The sequence below is a fragment of the Roseicitreum antarcticum genome (assembly GCF_014681765.1).
Taxonomy (GTDB): domain Bacteria; phylum Pseudomonadota; class Alphaproteobacteria; order Rhodobacterales; family Rhodobacteraceae; genus Roseicitreum; species Roseicitreum antarcticum.
The window spans coordinates 37,712-53,865 of the sequence record NZ_CP061501.1 but is presented as its reverse complement, the minus strand read 5'-3'; the positions used below and the strand labels follow the sequence as shown (position 1 = coordinate 53,865).

The 16,154-nt window shown below is 57.1% G+C and carries 17 protein-coding genes and 1 pseudogene; 8 read left to right on the top strand and 10 right to left on the bottom strand.

Going from position 1 to position 16,154, the window contains the following annotated elements:
* Positions 1-174 precede the first annotated feature (174 nt).
* Positions 175-1,743, bottom strand: a complete 1,569-nt coding sequence (locus tag H9529_RS18185) for an SIR2 family protein (protein ID WP_092892131.1) — start codon at positions 1,741-1,743, stop codon at positions 175-177.
* 617 nt (positions 1,744-2,360) lie between these two features.
* Here H9529_RS18185 and H9529_RS18180 point away from each other — a divergent pair.
* Together H9529_RS18180 and H9529_RS18175 are read left to right on the top strand one after the other, a co-directional pair.
* A complete protein-coding gene (locus tag H9529_RS18180) occupies positions 2,361-3,083 on the top strand; it encodes a hypothetical protein (RefSeq protein WP_092892161.1) in 723 nt (240 codons plus the stop codon).
* A 212-nt stretch (positions 3,084-3,295) separates the two neighbouring features.
* Positions 3,296-4,105 carry a hypothetical protein gene (locus H9529_RS18175; RefSeq protein WP_092892133.1) on the top strand — a complete coding sequence of 270 codons (810 nt, stop codon included), beginning with the start codon at positions 3,296-3,298 and terminating at the stop codon, positions 4,103-4,105.
* Positions 4,106-4,324: 219 nt separating this feature from the next.
* Here H9529_RS18175 and H9529_RS18170 read toward each other — a convergent pair whose 3' ends face one another.
* On the bottom strand, positions 4,325-5,725 hold the full coding sequence (locus H9529_RS18170; RefSeq protein ID WP_143033546.1) for a pyridoxal phosphate-dependent decarboxylase family protein: 1,401 nt from the start codon (positions 5,723-5,725) through the stop codon (positions 4,325-4,327).
* An 88-nt stretch (positions 5,726-5,813) separates the two neighbouring features.
* Between H9529_RS18170 and H9529_RS18165 the strand changes: the two genes are divergently transcribed.
* From H9529_RS18165 to H9529_RS18155, 3 genes are all read left to right on the top strand, one after another.
* Positions 5,814-5,951 (top strand): hypothetical protein, encoded by a 138-nt coding sequence (locus H9529_RS18165; protein WP_176847293.1) that lies wholly within the window; start codon positions 5,814-5,816, stop codon positions 5,949-5,951.
* Positions 5,952-6,029: 78 nt separating this feature from the next.
* Positions 6,030-6,902, top strand: a complete 873-nt coding sequence (locus H9529_RS18160) for a tyrosine-type recombinase/integrase (RefSeq protein ID WP_092892137.1) — start codon at positions 6,030-6,032, stop codon at positions 6,900-6,902.
* A gap of 12 nt (positions 6,903-6,914) precedes the next feature.
* Positions 6,915-8,117 carry an IS91 family transposase gene (locus H9529_RS18155; RefSeq protein ID WP_092892139.1) on the top strand — a complete coding sequence of 401 codons (1,203 nt, stop codon included), beginning with the start codon at positions 6,915-6,917 and terminating at the stop codon, positions 8,115-8,117.
* Positions 8,118-8,505: 388 nt separating this feature from the next.
* Here H9529_RS18155 and H9529_RS18150 read toward each other — a convergent pair whose 3' ends face one another.
* From H9529_RS18150 to H9529_RS18125, 6 genes are all read right to left on the bottom strand, one after another.
* Positions 8,506-9,318: a hypothetical protein gene (locus tag H9529_RS18150; RefSeq protein ID WP_092892141.1), complete on the bottom strand. Its 813-nt coding sequence runs from the start codon at positions 9,316-9,318 to the stop codon at positions 8,506-8,508.
* 615 nt (positions 9,319-9,933) lie between these two features.
* Positions 9,934-10,188, bottom strand: a complete 255-nt coding sequence (locus H9529_RS18145; RefSeq protein ID WP_092892145.1) for a hypothetical protein — start codon at positions 10,186-10,188, stop codon at positions 9,934-9,936.
* Positions 10,185-10,859, bottom strand: a complete 675-nt coding sequence (locus tag H9529_RS18140; protein WP_092892147.1) for a YcbK family protein — start codon at positions 10,857-10,859, stop codon at positions 10,185-10,187. Before H9529_RS18140 ends, H9529_RS18145 begins: the two co-directional genes overlap by 4 nt.
* Positions 10,860-10,933: 74 nt before the next feature.
* Positions 10,934-11,224 carry a DUF6127 family protein gene (locus tag H9529_RS18135; protein WP_092892149.1) on the bottom strand — a complete coding sequence of 97 codons (291 nt, stop codon included), beginning with the start codon at positions 11,222-11,224 and terminating at the stop codon, positions 10,934-10,936.
* Positions 11,225-11,247: 23 nt separating this feature from the next.
* Positions 11,248-11,898 (bottom strand): hypothetical protein, encoded by a 651-nt coding sequence (locus H9529_RS18130; protein ID WP_143033547.1) that lies wholly within the window; start codon positions 11,896-11,898, stop codon positions 11,248-11,250.
* Positions 11,895-12,569, bottom strand: a complete 675-nt coding sequence (locus H9529_RS18125; protein ID WP_218132179.1) for a collagen-like triple helix repeat-containing protein — start codon at positions 12,567-12,569, stop codon at positions 11,895-11,897. Before H9529_RS18125 ends, H9529_RS18130 begins: the two co-directional genes overlap by 4 nt.
* A 368-nt stretch (positions 12,570-12,937) precedes the next feature.
* Between H9529_RS18125 and H9529_RS18120 the strand changes: the two genes are divergently transcribed.
* On the top strand, positions 12,938-13,285 hold the full coding sequence (locus tag H9529_RS18120; protein ID WP_397544915.1) for a universal stress protein: 348 nt from the start codon (positions 12,938-12,940) through the stop codon (positions 13,283-13,285).
* 574 nt (positions 13,286-13,859) lie between these two features.
* On the opposite strand, the gene H9529_RS18115 is transcribed toward H9529_RS18120, so the two are convergent.
* On the bottom strand, positions 13,860-14,579 hold the full coding sequence (locus H9529_RS18115) for a helix-turn-helix transcriptional regulator (protein ID WP_092892157.1): 720 nt from the start codon (positions 14,577-14,579) through the stop codon (positions 13,860-13,862).
* A gap of 87 nt (positions 14,580-14,666) precedes the next feature.
* On the opposite strand from H9529_RS18115, the gene H9529_RS18110 reads away from it, so the two are divergent.
* The gene (locus tag H9529_RS18110; RefSeq protein WP_092892159.1) at positions 14,667-15,062 is read left to right on the top strand and encodes a RidA family protein; all 396 of its coding nucleotides are present in this window, start codon (positions 14,667-14,669) and stop codon (positions 15,060-15,062) included.
* A 24-nt stretch (positions 15,063-15,086) separates the two neighbouring features.
* Positions 15,087-15,251: pseudogene (locus tag H9529_RS20950) on the top strand (DUF6441 family protein); the annotation flags it as partial.
* A gap of 251 nt (positions 15,252-15,502) precedes the next feature.
* Here H9529_RS20950 and H9529_RS18105 read toward each other — a convergent pair.
* Positions 15,503-16,093 carry a nitroreductase family protein gene (locus H9529_RS18105; protein WP_190305750.1) on the bottom strand — a complete coding sequence of 197 codons (591 nt, stop codon included), beginning with the start codon at positions 16,091-16,093 and terminating at the stop codon, positions 15,503-15,505.
* Positions 16,094-16,154: the final 61 nt, after the last annotated feature.

Sequence of the window (16,154 nt, the reverse complement as noted above, 5' to 3'; positions counted from 1 at the left end):
AGATTCGCGCCCATATCAAGCTAAGCATGGCGACAGGGCCGGAATGCAGGCGGAGACCGGAATTGGGGAGGGGTTGGGCGTTCCGGTGGCGAGAGCTCGCTTCCCTAGGCGCGGAACAGGCAGCTGTGCAGCGTACCCAAAATCAAATGTTGGCCCCAACCGCCGAACACGCAGTCACTCGGTTAGGGGGAATCCAAACTTCAGCCGATCAAACAGGCAGGCCAGCTTTCTGAAATAACTTGAGTAGGTTGAGTTCTCGGAGTTGAACTTCTCTCGATTTGCAATCAAAAATGTGTGGAGCGCATCCATGTCAATCTGGTCGTCATTTTGAAACTGGAGAAGGATTGACGCCTTTTGTGGCGTAACCAGATCAATGATCTCCTGCGTGGATTTTCCTACGCAAATCCTGTCATATTGCCCCTGGTATCCCGCCAATCGTCCAGATTGGGAGCGCCGAATAAGACCCTCAATAGAGCCGTGCTTCGATGATTTCAGGGCCGTAATACTGTCAATACCAGATTGGCGGAGGTATCGATAAACAGGTATGTATTTATTTGGGCGTCTGAGAAGTGATGGATACACGCCACTCAGAAGATCGTCGGAATTGAACTTAGAAGAAGGTGCTAAAATATCATCAAACACTTCATCCAAGGAAATTCCCTGATATCCCTTTTGTGTAATCTTCTCGTGAAGGCCGGCGACTCCAACTCCAACGACAAATTCAATATCGTCTTTATTCTCAATCTGATCAATATCGACAACCGCCAGCTTTCCATGAGATTCCGTGTCGCGAACTAAGTCGTACATTTGCTCTTTACAGTAGCGCAGGATCCGCGAAGGAATTTTCCTTTTAGTTGTTTCAATCGCATCAAACACTTCCGTGAAATCATTTGTCTTAATCACGGTAATGTTCAGATTGGTCTCGCCAATGGCCATCATCGATGGTTGAAAGCCTCCCGGCTCATTTTGACTGCACCGCTGCAGAAAAATAAGATTTCTGCCAAACTTGTCGAGTTTGTCTTGGCTCAAGCAGCTTACAATTGACGAGATTATGCTTTGAATATTCTTGTCACCTAAGCTGTATCCCATGAAGATGACCGGGTGCTCAATAAATATAGTGATCAACTTGGCTGCAAGGTATGCATTCTTTGCTTCAAACCTATCATAATCTTCTTGGGTCAGCACAAGGCTATTTGGTTGGCTTGCGCAACCATGAATCTTATAAATCTCCGCTACAGATTGCGGATTAGAGAATAGCAATTCCTCTTGGCCAATAAACACCTTATAGTCGGGGAAAAGCTCCTCAAGAAATATATCCCAATTTGTGGTTATTATTCCGTCAACGTTCAGTCGCGGTATTGCTGCAAGCTCCCTTGCGAGAGATTCATCAGGGACGCGTGTGTAAGATTGACGGGTCAGGTATGCTGCGATTTCAACTTTCAGAGCGGAAGCATATTCGCGAACGATTGCCTTATTGCTCGCTCTGGAGGCTGCATAGTTTTCTGAATTCCACCAAACCTCGTTAAAATCCTTCGCCATGAGGCTTGCGGCGCTTGGAAGGTCGTTGTTGGCTTGTGACGCATAATAACCGAATTCACGAATTTCGCCACAGAAGCTCGCAAGGAGCTCGTCCCACTGAGGAAGACCGATGTATCTGCGCGAAAAACCCGATCCGACAAACAAGAATGGAGCACCTGCGTTGTCGCCTAAGAGTTTTGTCAACTGTTCGGTGATGTCTGTCACAAGCGGTCTCCTCATTTCTGTGCAAGTGTATAGGAAAAAGCACAACTTGAGCAAGAAGCCACGCGGCTGCCTACCGGGTCTGATCGGGGCGGTCTCTCAAAGTCTGAGTACGTAAGACCACTCGAATGTGAAGGATTTGACGGTGCCTCCGTCCGTTCAATCGCCCGAGGGAAAGACGAGGGTCAAATGCGCTGCGGCAGCATGCTGTATGATTATGCTTAGATCAGAATCGTCCTGTCCACCTCAACGCCACCTCAACCCATGTATGCAGTTTTGGTCCGCTCCAACCCGCGACAATCCTTCGAAATCCGTGCATCTCCATCGAACGACGACCATCAGGTTTTGCGATTTCAAAGGCTTGTAGGCTAAGCTACTGAATTGAAAAGATTAGTGAAAATCTGGGTCCATAGGCTCATAACCTGAAGGTCGTAGGTTCAAATCCTACTCCCGCAACCAAAAAACAACGCTAAATCAAACGCTTAAAGCCCGACCTAATCAGTCGGGCTTTTGCTTGCGCGGTACTTGTCAACGCCTTGTCAACGTTTGACGAGTCCCCCCTCAAACAGGTGGCCTTTTTGGATCTGGCCTGCCCGAAAACCTTGTGGCAGCATTCCGTCATGATCAAATTCCGCACTCTCTCTAATGACCACCCTGACCTAAAGCACTCGCCGTTGCTGCGGGCGGCGCTGTTAACGCTGCAGTACGCGCAGGAGCACGAGGCCATTGGTTTGACAAAGACCAAGGCGTTCAAGCGCGTCTTCGTGCATTGGGCGGTTGAGCATTTTGACTGGCCCGGCAGCAGCGCGGAGGAGATGTTCCGCTACAACAAAGTCATTAACGAATACGAGTTCCCGCCGCTCGAGCTCCTGCATTTCCTCTTAATCACCTTGCGCTTGGGGCGGCACTTCAAAGATGAATTCCGGCTGACCAAGCGCGGTACGGAACTGGCACAGACACCGGGGAAGCTATTCGCTGAACTGGTCCCCTTCTTCATTCTCCAGATCGATCACGCGTCCTATGCGCGCTTTGAGGATCGTCCATTCGGCAAGTGGGATGTCTGGATGAACGTGATCAACGTCGAGGCAGATCACGGGACAACCGAAGGCGCGTTGTTCGCGGCGTTCTATGGCGAGGAACATGATTGGGACATTGCGGGATGGCGCGAAATGGCCACCTTCTCATCTTGCGTCTTGCACCCACTTGAATGGGCAGGGCTGCTTGTCCAGACCCGTGAAGAGCGCGAAGGCAAACATGTGCATCACGTCTTCAAGACGCCCCTGTGGCGCAGCGCCCTGAAATTGGACACCGATGACATGTTGCGGCCCGTATCAGTGCAGTGAAAACAGCACGAGACTCGTATAGCTGACGTTCATGCGTCGCGCAGCTAACGGCAGGAACGAGCCCGAAGTGACAGATGCTGCGCCATTTATGAACGGTCGCTTTTTGTGTCGCAGATGGGAAGTGGCCGGGCTTAGGCTTGCTTTACGAAGCGTTCAGGACATAGAATCAAATTGGGTTTTGACCGTCGAATTTGAGCCGGAGTAATCGTCGTATGGAGACAACCAAAGCATCTTCCTTTGGTCGACTAACTGTCATTATTCTTTTGGCAATGACGTTCCTTACTCTGAATGCTGGCATTTTCGATGGCAGGACGCTTAACGGCATATCGGTCTGGACCAAACCTACAAAGTTCAACGTGTCTTTCGCACTCCATGTCGTGACTCTATTGATTTTCATATCTTTCTTGCGAGCGGACATTCAAAAAAGCCGCACGATCCGTTGGACGCTTTCGGTCACCTGTGCGGCCGTTCTGCTGGAACTGTTTTACATCGCCCTGCAGGCGGCACGGGGACGCGCCTCCCATTTCAACCGCGACACACGTTGGGAGGAATTCGCTTACTACGGTATGGGGGCTGCCGTTTTCGTTGTCATGATTGGAACGGTGATCATTGGCGTCGCGATTTGGCGTGGAGCCCGCAGTGAGATCGGGCCGGGCCTGCGGACGGGGGTGGTTCTTGGGGCAACCCTAGGAACGCTTGCCACTCTTGTTACAGCTGGCGCGATGTCCAGCATGCAACTGACCCCGACCGGACATTGGGTGGGCGGCGATCTGACGGACGCCACAGGATTGCCGATTGTGGGTTGGTCGACGACTGGCGGCGACTTGAGGGCCCCACATTTCTTTGCAACCCACTTGATTCAGACACTTCCCTTCATTGGGTGGCTCTCCGACCGTGTCACGCCCTCTTTTGCGAGGGGCCCTGTCTGGATTGCTGCAATCGTGGGGCTGACTATCGTCTGGGTTACCTTTGGGCAGGCATTGGACGGCACGCCCCTGTTGGGATCGAGCGGGGCACCATAACTGATCTTGGTGTAGCCGCCGCGAATGAGACAGGCCTTTCCGAACCGGTCATCGCCGACCAACGCAGCGAAGGTGTCGGGAGAGCCCTCATTGCAGGATTTTGCAGCTTGCACGAATGGCCGCTTCAGGAAACTCATGCAGTTTGGCCTTAGTTTTTGCGTTGGGTGCCTGAGTTATTGTCGTGGTCCTGAAAACGACTCTTCTTGGTTTGGACGATCATCAAACGCCTCTAGACGCCTCCAAAATTTCATCGATTAGAATGTCGATATCGGCGAAATCTGTTGCATGGTTGATGATCGAAACACGGATAATCTGACGGCCCAGCCAAACACCATGACTGGGATAAACCATTGCCTTCTCTTGAATCCTCTTTAACACCGTCGTCGTCTTTTCGTCGGTCTCGCAGGCTATGGCCACCTGATTGAGCACAACGTCATTCATGATCGTGATGGCGGCCTCAGCGGCCAATCGATCCGCCAGATATGTCGCCAATGCACAATGATGCGCGATCATCGCGCGAACACCTTTGGCGCCCAGATGTTTAATGATGGCATAACTTGGAATGCCTCGCGCGCGGCGGCTTAGCTCGAGCGTTGATTCACTTGGCTCCCAGGTTTCTCCGATCTCCGGCAAATAGTCTCCGCGCGCGCTCATCGCGGAGACGAGGTCAGCGCGGTCGCGCACGATGCAAAGCCCTGCGTCATAAGGAGCGTTAAGCCATTTATGCAGATCGACGGCCCAGCTGTCTGCGCGATCTACACCTGCCAGACGATCCCGCAATTCGGGCACAGCATGTGCCCACAGTCCGAACGCACCGTCGACATGCACCCAGCCACCTGCCTCGTGGATCAACGGAATAGCCTCCGCGAACGGGTCGAAAGCACCGGTGTTGATCTGCCCCGCCTGAAGAATAACTAAAGGAGGATTTTTGCAGGTCGCCAGCGCTGACCGAAGCGCGTCGATGAGAATACGGCCCTGATCATCTGTTGCAAGGCGTGTCGCGCGACCAAGCCCGAGCCCAGCGTAGCGTACGCCAGCCATTGGCGCAGAATGGGCCGCATCACCTAAGAAGACAGGAACGTCAGGCGCACCGAAGAGACCATTTTCATAAACGTCCCACCCCTGTCGTTTCAGCAATGTGTCCCGCGCGGCAATTATACCTTGGGTATTTGCCACCGTGGCCCCTGAGACAATTCCGACCCCACTCTCCAAAGGCAAGCCAAGAAGCTCTAGACACCATTGGCACACCGTCTGTTCGATGACAGCTGCAGACGGACTTTCCCATGAAGAAGCCGCGTTCTGTCCCCACGACGTCACAAGGAAATCCGCTGCCGCCCCAACGGGCATAGATCCACCACAAACATAGCCGAAAAACCGTGGGGATGCATGACCTTGGAGACCCTTGCCAGCAGTGGCAATCAAGTTGTCGATCACAGATGATGCAGATGCGCCTTGTTGGGGAAGGGTTGTGTCGAACTGTGATGCGAAAGCGGCAGGCCTCAACTCCGGCTTGACCGTAGATGAGTTGAGGCCAGCACGATATGCCACGGCCTCTTGCGCGGCTGCCACCATAGCCATGCGGTCGTCGTCACTAAGCGGCCGTTTCTCATTGCTCGACACGTGTCTATCTCCAATCAAGTCATGCCCCACCAAATGTTAATGAGCACCCATAAGTTAGTCGAGGTATATTCCCAATCCAAGTGAGGGCGTGTTTGTCGACCGAACGGCCATTCATACCGACACCATAGAAGCGGCCATTGGTTGGAGTGAAGTGAAAGTCTGCTTCGCCGACAAGGACGAAACCGCTCTCGCGGTATTGGCGCTTGTGGCGGGTGATGCGCGCTGATGGGAGCGTAGCGATTTGGTGAACTGACGCACCTGTCGGACGATTGGGACCTTCTCAATCTGACGATAGGAGGTTTCAATGTCAGACCAGTATGTACCGGCGCTGCGCCAGCGGTTTCTCGAAGACATGCGGATCAAAGGGCTGCAGTCGAAGACGCAGACGATGTATTTGCGAGGGATGCGCGATTTCACCCTCTTCTTGGGGCACGCGCCGGATAGCGCCACGCCAGAAGAATTGCGGGCGTTTCAACTGGATATGAAGGAACGCGGAGTTGGTGCGCCGACCTTCAACAACCGGCTGACAGTGTTGAGTTTCTTCTTTGCAACGACGTGTCCGCGCCCCGAGATGAAGCGGCATATGCGATATCAGCGTGCCGCCAAGAAGATCCCGGTGGTGCTGAGCGCCGAAGAGGTCGCGCGTATTCTTGAAGCCGCGCCCGGACCAGGGCTGAGGTATCGGGCAGCGTTCAGCGTGGCCTATGGTGGCGGGTTGCGGGCGAGTGAAGTCACGCATTTGAAGGTTGGCGATATCGACAGCGACCGCATGTTGATCCGGGTGGACCAGGGCAAGGGCGGCAAGGACCGCCATGTGATGTTGTCACCAAGCCTGTTGGATCTTCTGCGCGACTATTACCGCGAAGCGCGTCCAGGGGGCTGGATGTTCCCGGGTCGCAATCGCATCGACCCGATCTCGACGCGGCAGTTCAATCGGGCTTTCGGGGTAGCCTGCGACTTTGCCGAGATCAAGAAGGCTGTGTCACCTCACACGCTCCGGCACAGCTTTGCCACACATCTGCTTGAGGGCGGAACCGACATTCGGGTCATTCAGGTTCTGCTGGGGCACGCCAAGTTGGAAACGACGACGATCTACACACAGGTGGCCACCAAGACGATCCGCGACGTCACCAGCCCGCTTGATCTGCTGGTGCGCAGGGAAGCTGGGGCCGGATAAACCTCGGCTCCGATGCCCCGCCCCAAACTGGAGGTCGCGGATATCTTCCGCGCCCATGGTGCTGCCTATCGCCGGGACCACGCCGGACACCTTAACCTGCCGCAGTTGAAGGTGATGTCTGCTATCGAGGCTTGCCGGACCGCAGCGCTTGGCGGGCATGTCGCTGCCTGTACCAAATGCGATCATCAGCATGTTGCCTATAACTCCTGTCGCAACCGGCATTGTCCAAAGTGTCAGGGCGCGGCAGCCCAGGGCTGGATGCAGGCGCGGATGGAAGACCTGTTACCGGCCGAATACTTCCATGTGGTCTTCACCTTGCCAGCCCAGATCGCCGATATTGCCTATCAGAACAAGGCAGCGGTCTATGGTCTGCTGTTCAAGGCGTCGTCACAGACGCTGCTGACCATCGCAGCTGATCCAAGACACCTTGGCGCAAAGATTGGCATGACCAGCGTGCTGCACACATGGGGGTCTGCGATGACCCATCACCCCCATGTCCATGTCATTGTGCCGGGCGGTGGGCTATCGCCGGACGGCGCCCGCTGGACCGCCTGCAGACCTGGGTTCTTCCTGCCGGTGAAGGTCCTGTCGCGACTGTTTCGGCGTTTGTTCCTCGAAGGTCTGATCCGGTTGCACAAGGCAGGCAAGCTGGTCTTCTTCGGTGATCTGGCAAAGTTGGCTGACCCGGATACCTTCGCGGCCCACCTTGCCCCGCTGCGAAAAGCCGCCTGGGTCGTTTATGCCAAGCCACCCTTCGGCGGACCGGAGGCCGTATTGGCATACTTGAGCCGTTACACGCACCGCGTGGCGATCTCAAATCATCGACTGATCAGCGCCGATGCCGACACCGTGGCTTTCCGCTGGAAAGACTACCGTATCAAACATGGTGATCGGATGAGGATCATGCATCTGAGCACGCCAGAGTTCATCCGCCGCTTCCTGACCCATGTCTTGCCCTCCGGCTTCCATCGCATCCGCCACACAGGCTTCCTCGCAAACGGCATTCGCCGTGAACGCATCAAGATGATCAGGAAGTTGCTGGAAGTTGAAGCGGAAGCCAATAACAATGCCGATGAAGGTCAGACCGTCGATACTGACGAGCGCGACCAGTCTCAGCCTTGCCCGAAGTGCGGCGGTGCCATGATCGTCATAGAGACCTTCAAACGCGGACAAACACCCAAGTCCCGCGCGCCACCATGGGAGGACGCCGCATGATACATCGAGCAAACCCGGCCCTTCCTTGCGCAGACGCCGGACCGGTTGGTGCGGCCACCTCGCTAAAATCTGAGCTGCATCAGGCTTTTGGCAGAGAGATGGGAGATCAACTGGCCAAATCGGGCCGGGAGAACCGACACATTCGAACTGCCTGTCGTCATGCAACCGGTCGCCCCGCGCATCGGTTACCGCAGCCGTAGCCCACAATCCCCATAATATATCGAAACCCGCCCGCGCTTTCCTCCTTGTCGGATTTGTCGCCGCTGCATCTCGCGATGACAGCAGCCACAAACCTTAGACGGAGCTGCCGTATGCATTAACTTCGGGAATGTCGGCTTAAGCCGCTCAACTTGGAACAGACGCAACTATCAAAAACGCGAGGAAATCTTTATTTGGTCAAACGACCCGCTGTGAATGCGCCCGGATCAATCGCCATGAGATGTACATATTCAGTTGGAGCCAAGCCCAATTTTCTACACAAGCATTCAGAAGGCGTGTTCCCTTCTCGCACCCCGGTGAAAAAAGACCCAAAGCCATGGCGATCGCGCATGGCAAGCATCGAATTTGCGCCCATGATCAGGGCAATCCCCCCGCCCCGCCGCGATTCATCCGTCGCGAGCATCCCCCACCATACCTGGTCGGCCTTCGGGTGATCAGGATGAAACTGCGCAACCGCTGCAGTCGCCGCGACGACATTTCCGCTACGGTCGCGTGCGAACAAGCATACACTCGGACGTCTCAGCCCGCGGATGAACGAGCCCATAGGAAGTAGGACTCCGCAAGATTCTGTGAGCGCATCCAATTTGGCCAAATCATCACTTGGCGTTTGCTCATCTACATGTACGAGTTCGAGATCATCGGGTAAGTTGCGCGAAGCCAGAACCTTGGCTGCGGCGTCCAGCGATGCTGCTTCTCCTTGCCAGTCGACGAACTGATCTGTCTTCAGACCATGCCGCTCAAGCCCTTCGCGCCGAAGGTCGGCAACTTCGATCGGCGTTCCTTCGGCCATGCAAACGCCCTGAAGTCGCGCCATTGCGATTTGCTTCGCCAAATCGATGTCGTCCTGCGCGCTAAGACCCACCGCTCGGCCGTGGCAGGAATAGACCGGGTCATTTCTGACCAAGGTCCAAATACTGTCCGCTCTGCGTTGCAGGTCCTGCTGTTCAGGCTGGCCAAAAAACTCATTTGAAAATTCGATCATAGCCTATTTGTAACATCAGCAAACCTGATGTGTGAAAAAAAATAGGAACATATCACGGCGACCATACAAATGCAGACAATCGTGTTCGGTGCAGCATTCAGCACTTCGGGCTCTGAACGGCCGCTCGCTGCATTCGGCATGGAGGTCCGCTGTCAGGAAACGGACCAAACTTTACAGATTCCGCTTCCTGCGCTCCAGCCATTCGCACCAAACGCCATGATCGACTCCGTCACCAGCCGCCATGCCGCCATGATCCACACCCTTCGCTGTGATCGCCTGCCTCACCTGTGTGCACAATTGTGCCCTTTTGGACCCGCGACAGGCGGCGCCACTGCATGCCACTATCGTGATGCGACGACTCCGTGCCGCTCTTTGAAAACGTGAACCTGTGAAACGGGCCGGGCTTGCAGCTGCGGTCGAGGCATATGGTGCTTCCCGCAGGGCAGTTGCCCGGCCCGTTTTTATCTGCACGTGCCCGCCTGATCCCGCAGGACGGCACAATCGCTGAGCATTTGCACTACCACTGAACCGTCAGGCAAGGCTTCGACCTCTGCGGCGGCCCGCATCTGATCGGCTGTGCTGTATTGCACGACGGGCGGACAAATAGCCTGCGCGTCAGAACTGCCCATCGCGCAACCGCTCAGCAAGAGCATCACGATCAGCGGGGCGACGGCTGGCGGCGTCCAGCATCCGGCGTTGGATTTCATGGGTTTTCTCCGATGATGAAAAGCGCTCGGCTAGCCGCCCAGCGCGTTCGCCAGCGCGGCGGAGGTTGAGCAGAAACAGGATGATGGTGCCAACAGCCAGCCAGAGGCTCAACGCTTTGCCGGCCGGGCCACTTGCGAGGATCGCAGCAATCCAGCTGATCATCGCTGCCCCCGCTTCCAGTCATCGAGCCGGGCGTGAATGGCGATAGCGATGCCAATCAGCGCAACAGCAATGAACACCCAGCGCAGGGTATCGAGATAGGGCACCAGCGGCAGGATGGCGGATTGGGTTTCGGCCAGGATTTCTTGCGCCACCTCGACACCGGCCGCGCCGATAGTCGCCACGCCAGCAGCGCCACTGCCTTTCATGGTGCGGCTTTCGGCCAGCACTTCGCGTGCGGGCGGCGTTTCGGCCGCGAAGGGTACCGCGCGTGCCGGGAACCGCTCGCCCCACTGCCGGGCCGGTCCGAGATCGACATGGATAAAGCCAGAACGCGGGTAGAAGCCAAACCCGAGGAAGCCGATGGCGCGTGCAGCAGCTTCGAACGCCACTGGATCGTGGTTCGCCATGGCAATGTCGAAAGCCGTGCCGTTCATGTGCTTCGACGCCGTCGCCCCGCCCACCGCCCGGTTGTGCTCCGGACTGCGATAGGCGGAGCGCACGATCAGCGGCTTGCCGAGCCGGTCGCGCAGGGCCTGCAGCTTGTCGAGGGCGGCAGGGTTGATCAGCAGTTTGCCGGTGCCACGGCAGGCGATCTCGGCCGGGGAAAAGTTGCGCCAGCGCCAGGTGGCTTTGGGCACGTCGCGCCAGTGGTGATGGAAAGTTGTTGTCATTGGGTCCTCCGAGAACAAAAAAAGCCGCCTCGAGGGCGGGTGCGGGTTGGCGTTCGCGGTGTGCTGGTCGGCGCTTACGGCCCGCCGCCAAAGATCTTCAGCTTGATGGCGATGCCTGCCAGCAGTGCCAGCATCGCCGCGGTCGTGATCATCCGGACGGCGGTCTGCATGGCGGTGCGGCGGATGACCCGGATGCAAATGAGCAGCGAGCGAAGATCGCGGATGTCGAGCGCCGCTTCGTTGCCATCGAGGCCGACATCCGCGAGCGCGCGTTTCGCGCCCTTTTCGGCGGCGCGCGCCAGCATGGCCTCGAATTCGGCGTCGGGGATGCGCACGAAGTCGCCATCGGATCGTGGTGGTGTCATGGGGTGGTCCTTGCGTGGTCAGGTCAGACGGGTTCGATGGTGAGGTCCTGCACCCGGATCACAGTCAGATTGTCGAGCGGAAACAGTTCATCACCGTCGTTGGAGTCGGTCATGTGCACGGTGAAGGAGCCATCAACGTCAGGTGCGCCGGTCAGGTTCAGTCGGGCCTTGATGAACATCCAACCGGGGTAGGCCGGGTGTTCCTCGACCCAGACGTCGGACCAGTGCGTGCTGTGATGGCCGATGCGGGCCGCCGGGGCGGTTCCATCCGGGGTGATGTCGACGCAGAGTTCCCAGAGCGGGTTGACGAAGATCGTGTTCAGCAGCAGCCAGACTTTTGGCACGGTCTGGGTTTCCACCTTGCAGCGCATGCGGACGATCATCGGCCCAGCGGTCAGCGCCTCCCAGTTCAGCAGTTCCACATTGACCCGGCCAGCGCCTGCGTTGGTGCGCCATTCGCAGGCGCTGGTGGCGCCCGAGAACCCGACCCGGTTGGACCAGAGCGCGCAATTGTCCTTTGCCGTGCCCGCCGTCGACCCATTGATCCAGCGTGACCACAGGACCGTGCCGGACGGATTGTCGAACGGGTCAGTCCAGGGGCCGCCAGTCCCACCGCCCGCATTATCCATCTGATATCGCGCCGCGTTCCAGACGGCAGGAAGCATCAACCTCATAAGACGTTCCCCACCGCACCGATCAGAAGCCAGGCGTCCGTGTCGTATTTCCGCAGGACCGCGCCCTGCCACTGCGCTGCGATATCGACGGAACCAGCCGAGACCCCATTGATCGAGACGCCGGTATCAGCGGTGATTGAAACCACGCCCGCGCCCAGCGCAACCACCTCGATCTCGGCCCCGGTCGGGAAGGCCACCGCGCTGTTGGCGGGCACGGTCAGCGTGACGGCCGAGGCGCTGGTCATGTGGATGGCCGCCCCTTCATCGGCGATCACCAGCGTATACGACGCGGCCTGCGCGTTGATACTGCGCCGCGAGAGGACAACAGGGCCGGAGCCAAGCGTGCCCTGGGCGGACAGGTCGGCGCCCGACGCGAACAGGTCCCAATTTGTCAGCCAGCTTGCGCCAACACCCGGCTGGTCTGACGCGGCCGATGTGTGGACGGTGATGCAGATGTAGACCGACCCATCGTTTTCGACGACATCGTTCAGCGCATAACCGGTCGCGGTGACCCACGGACCCTGCCAGACAAAGGACAGACCGTCGGCTCCATCACTCCCGTCCGCACCATTGATGCCATCGGCACCGGGTGCCCCATCAGCCCCGTCCGCCCCGGCTGGACCCTGTGGGCCTTCGGGGCCAACCGTACCTGGCGGACCCTCGGCGCCCACCAGCGTCGCCAGATGTCGCGTAGCCCTTAATTGTGAGATGAGAAATTCAACGAAATCAACGGCTGTGCTTTGCCCTTAAATGTGAGATTTTGCCTTTAACTCCGATATTTTTGCCCTTAAACCTGAGACAGGGTTCACAGGCGTGTGCGGTAAATATCGATGGACAAAGATGGCGAAGGCACCTTCGAGAAGGAGCAACGTTTTCTCGCTGCGGTTGATCACATCGCGCAACGGCGTGCAAGAAGCATAGGCCCGATGGCAGTCGAATCTCACTATTAAGGGCAAAAAATGTAGCCGAACGCGCCGCGTCTCAGATTTAAGGGCAACGCGACAGCTGGCCGTCGCTGCTACGCGCAGCACTGGACCTCGTGCGCCTGCATGAGGCCACGCTGCATGTCGTCAGCGTCCTGCCAGATTTCGGCATGCCCCTCGTCGGCAGCTATTTCCGCAAGGATTACGAGAAAGACGCACTTTTGGCCTATGCTACCGCCCTGCGCGACTGGGTCGGCACGCATGTGCCCGACGATGTGAACGTGCGCCCGCATGTCCTGCACGGCTCAATCTATGACGAGATACTGCGCGCAGCCGACAAACTGGACGCAGACCTGATCGTGATCGGGTCGCACCGACCGGAGTTGAAGGACTATCTGCTCGGCCCGAACGCCGCGCGCGTCGTGCGGCACGGGCGGCAGTCCGTCTACGTCGTGCGCGATTGAGCCTGCGTTCCGCGCCAACACGTCGGGGACATCGAAACAAGCGTCGCTACCGACTTTGAAACCACCCACCAAACGCCGATGCGCTGCGTTCAGATGGTCTGCACCACCACGCCTTGCACAGACCCGCGCCTGCTCCCGCATGACCGCATAGTCACCCATCATCCCGCTGACGGCCGATCCGTCTGGGCATACCGAGAGGAGGCCCGCAGGCGTGTCGATCGTCTCCTGCGTTCAGCCGTCAATCTTAGCCAAAGTGAAGACGGGCCTTGGTTCAAAATCGGAAGAACGAGGCAAGAATGCACATCACCCGCGCAACGACACAGTCCGATCTCGATGCCGTTCAGCGATTTACCTTCCGTCAGTGTCGATGACTGGTGCCAACTGCGATGCCAGAGCCGGAAGGTCTGCTTTCCCTCAATCGGATCGAGCGTATTGCGCTGCAGCGAAAGTCCGGAATCCGCCAAAAGTGTGAGTTCGCTGTATGTAGACCAATGTTGGCTTTGGGGGAGCCGTTGAACAAACGGTCGATTTTGGTAATGTAATGTGGATGCAGACAGGTCCACTTTGAACCCGACTAGAGGCCCAAATCTTGGAACGGGCAGACGTCATCGTCAAATGACACATGGCGTCGTCGGAATTTTGCGCCTTCGACGTGTTCTGGTTTGCTGATCCGGTCCATTCGAAAGTGCCGGAAATCCTCGCGTGTGGGATCCCAAGCAACCAAATACCAAAGTGGCGGCAGGATCAGCATAGCCTGCGGTTCGACTTCTCGACTGGTTTCGCATCCTCTTGCGTCACGGTACTGAAACCGCAGACGTAGTTGATCCAGAAAGGCCGTCTCGAACGCAGGCAACAGTGCGGGGTCCATCGACTCCATGTCCGATACGTCTTGCTGCAGCGAGAGCTTTGCAACGTGCAGGCAATCGAGAAACCTGCGCAGGTCGCGCACTTTGTCTGGTGGCAAAGACTTCTCAATCTTGGCAAGCCCGGTATCGGCAAGATCCGAAAACGGCAGACTGTGGGCCGTACGCATTGCTGCAACGCTGATGAGAAGCGCAAATACCTCGGCTACCGAAAGTCGCGCCGTGGCCTGCGCCGATTGCGGTTCGAGCTGCAAACCGCCTCCTCGCCCGGACTCCGAATGGATGGCAAAGCCCTGATCGCGCAGTGCGCCGATGTCGCGCAGGACCGTACGTCGGGATGCTCCAACCTGCTCCGCGAGGTCATTGACCGTCGAAGTTCCGTTGCGGCGAAGGCTGCGCACGATGGCGTCCTGGCGGAGACGAGTATTCATTTCTCGACAATAGCACTTTTGGTGACAAAAAATGGCACCGTTTCATATTAGGCAGTTCCTATACATCTCAGTAAGGAGAATCCGACAATGCAACGCACCGCTGTAAACCCTTGGGACTGGTCCTTGAAGCTGGGCTACAATCAGGCCGAAATTATCGAAGGCACTTCTCGCCAGTTGATATGCGCTGGCCAAACTGCTGTCGACGGAGACGGCAACCCCCAACATCCCGGCGACATGCGCGGCCAAATCGGACTGGCGCTGGATAATCTGGAGGCGGTGCTGGCTGGCGCGAACATGGGTCTAAGCAACGTGGTCCAGCTTGGCGTCTATGCCACCGATGTGGATGAAGCGTTGAGAAATTTTGATCTACTTGGAATGCGATTTGGGCCGATCCAATGCGCCCCGCCGATGACGTTGCTTGGCGTGACCCGGCTCGCGATCCCGGGCTTGATGTTCGAGATCAAGGCGACTGCCGCAGCGTGATCCATAAGCTAAACAAAGCGGCCACGCTCACAGACCGGTCGCGGGCGCACCACTGTGCCGATCTTCCTGCTGGTGCCGCAGGTGAAGCTGCCGAAGCGGCTGGATCTCGCGCGGGATGCGGAACGGGCGCATGACGCGGTGCCGGGACTGATCGTGGCGAATTGGGTGGAGCGGAAGCTTGGAAAATGACTGCTCAGCAGACTGCACATCTGGCTTGCATCATTTTGATTTTGCGATGTCGCAGAAAAAATACCGCTTCAGACTTGGGAGTTAGATGCGTCGAGAGGTGAAACTATTTCTGCCAGAACCACTTCTTGCACTCGCGACGAACTTCCGGAAGGGTTCGGCCAATATCCTCCCGGTGATGAGCTTCCATCCGAGCCAGTTTTCTGCGCTGAGTGTGTCGGTTTGCCCAAAGACGGATCAGCTTCCAGACGGTCTCAAACCACATGGTTCGGCCAGCGACCGGTATGGACAAATGCACTGACCGGGTTTCTGCTGCGGGTCGCAAGTTCCTTCTCCTGCAATGTTGCAGGCAAGCTCGATGGTTCACCGAGATGGCCGATAGCGAGTATCGTCACCGCCAGAAGGTCAGCCGGAATGCCGAGTGACGCACACGCGCGCGCAGGATCGAAGCCGGCCATCTGATGAACGTGGAGCCCCAGGGCAGACGCCTGAAATGTCATATGGGCAACTGCCTGACCGAGATCGTAGCGGGCATGGGCATTCGGACTGCCATCCGGTTTTGCTGGATGTTCAAGCGCAAGCACCAAAATGGCGGCATTGCAGGCCCATAGTGCATTCGACTCCTTTAGACATCCGCAAAGCACATCGAAATCCTGCGTGCCTCGGACCGCATAGACGAATGCCCACGGCTGTAGGTTGTTCGCGGATGGAGACCAACGTGCCGCATCGAACATCGAAGCGATGGTCTCGTTGTCGAGAAGCTGGGATGAGAAAGCCCGCGGGCTCCATCTTGAAGCCAGTATGGCGTGGATCGGGTGATCCGTTCTTGCAGTTTTCTCTGGCATGGTGGGTGTCTCCTTTCCAGGAACTATTGCCACCCTTGCAATTCAAGCCAAAGCGCGTAGT

Coding starts and splice junctions, on each gene's coding strand:
- H9529_RS18180 (WP_092892161.1), top strand. CDS start 2,361: ATGATCAAATTCCGCACTCTCTCTAATGACCACCCTGACCTAAAGCAC.
- H9529_RS18175 (WP_092892133.1), top strand. CDS start 3,296: ATGGAGACAACCAAAGCATCTTCCTTTGGTCGACTAACTGTCATTATT.
- H9529_RS18160 (WP_092892137.1), top strand. CDS start 6,030: ATGTCAGACCAGTATGTACCGGCGCTGCGCCAGCGGTTTCTCGAAGAC.
- H9529_RS18155 (WP_092892139.1), top strand. CDS start 6,915: ATGCCCCGCCCCAAACTGGAGGTCGCGGATATCTTCCGCGCCCATGGT.
- H9529_RS18150 (WP_092892141.1), bottom strand. CDS start 9,318: ATGATCGAATTTTCAAATGAGTTTTTTGGCCAGCCTGAACAGCAGGAC.
- H9529_RS18145 (WP_092892145.1), bottom strand. CDS start 10,188: ATGATCAGCTGGATTGCTGCGATCCTCGCAAGTGGCCCGGCCGGCAAA.
- H9529_RS18140 (WP_092892147.1), bottom strand. CDS start 10,859: ATGACAACAACTTTCCATCACCACTGGCGCGACGTGCCCAAAGCCACC.
- H9529_RS18135 (WP_092892149.1), bottom strand. CDS start 11,224: ATGACACCACCACGATCCGATGGCGACTTCGTGCGCATCCCCGACGCC.
- H9529_RS18130 (WP_143033547.1), bottom strand. CDS start 11,898: ATGAGGTTGATGCTTCCTGCCGTCTGGAACGCGGCGCGATATCAGATG.
- H9529_RS18115 (WP_092892157.1), bottom strand. CDS start 14,579: ATGAATACTCGTCTCCGCCAGGACGCCATCGTGCGCAGCCTTCGCCGC.
- H9529_RS18110 (WP_092892159.1), top strand. CDS start 14,667: ATGCAACGCACCGCTGTAAACCCTTGGGACTGGTCCTTGAAGCTGGGC.
- H9529_RS18105 (WP_190305750.1), bottom strand. CDS start 16,093: ATGCCAGAGAAAACTGCAAGAACGGATCACCCGATCCACGCCATACTG.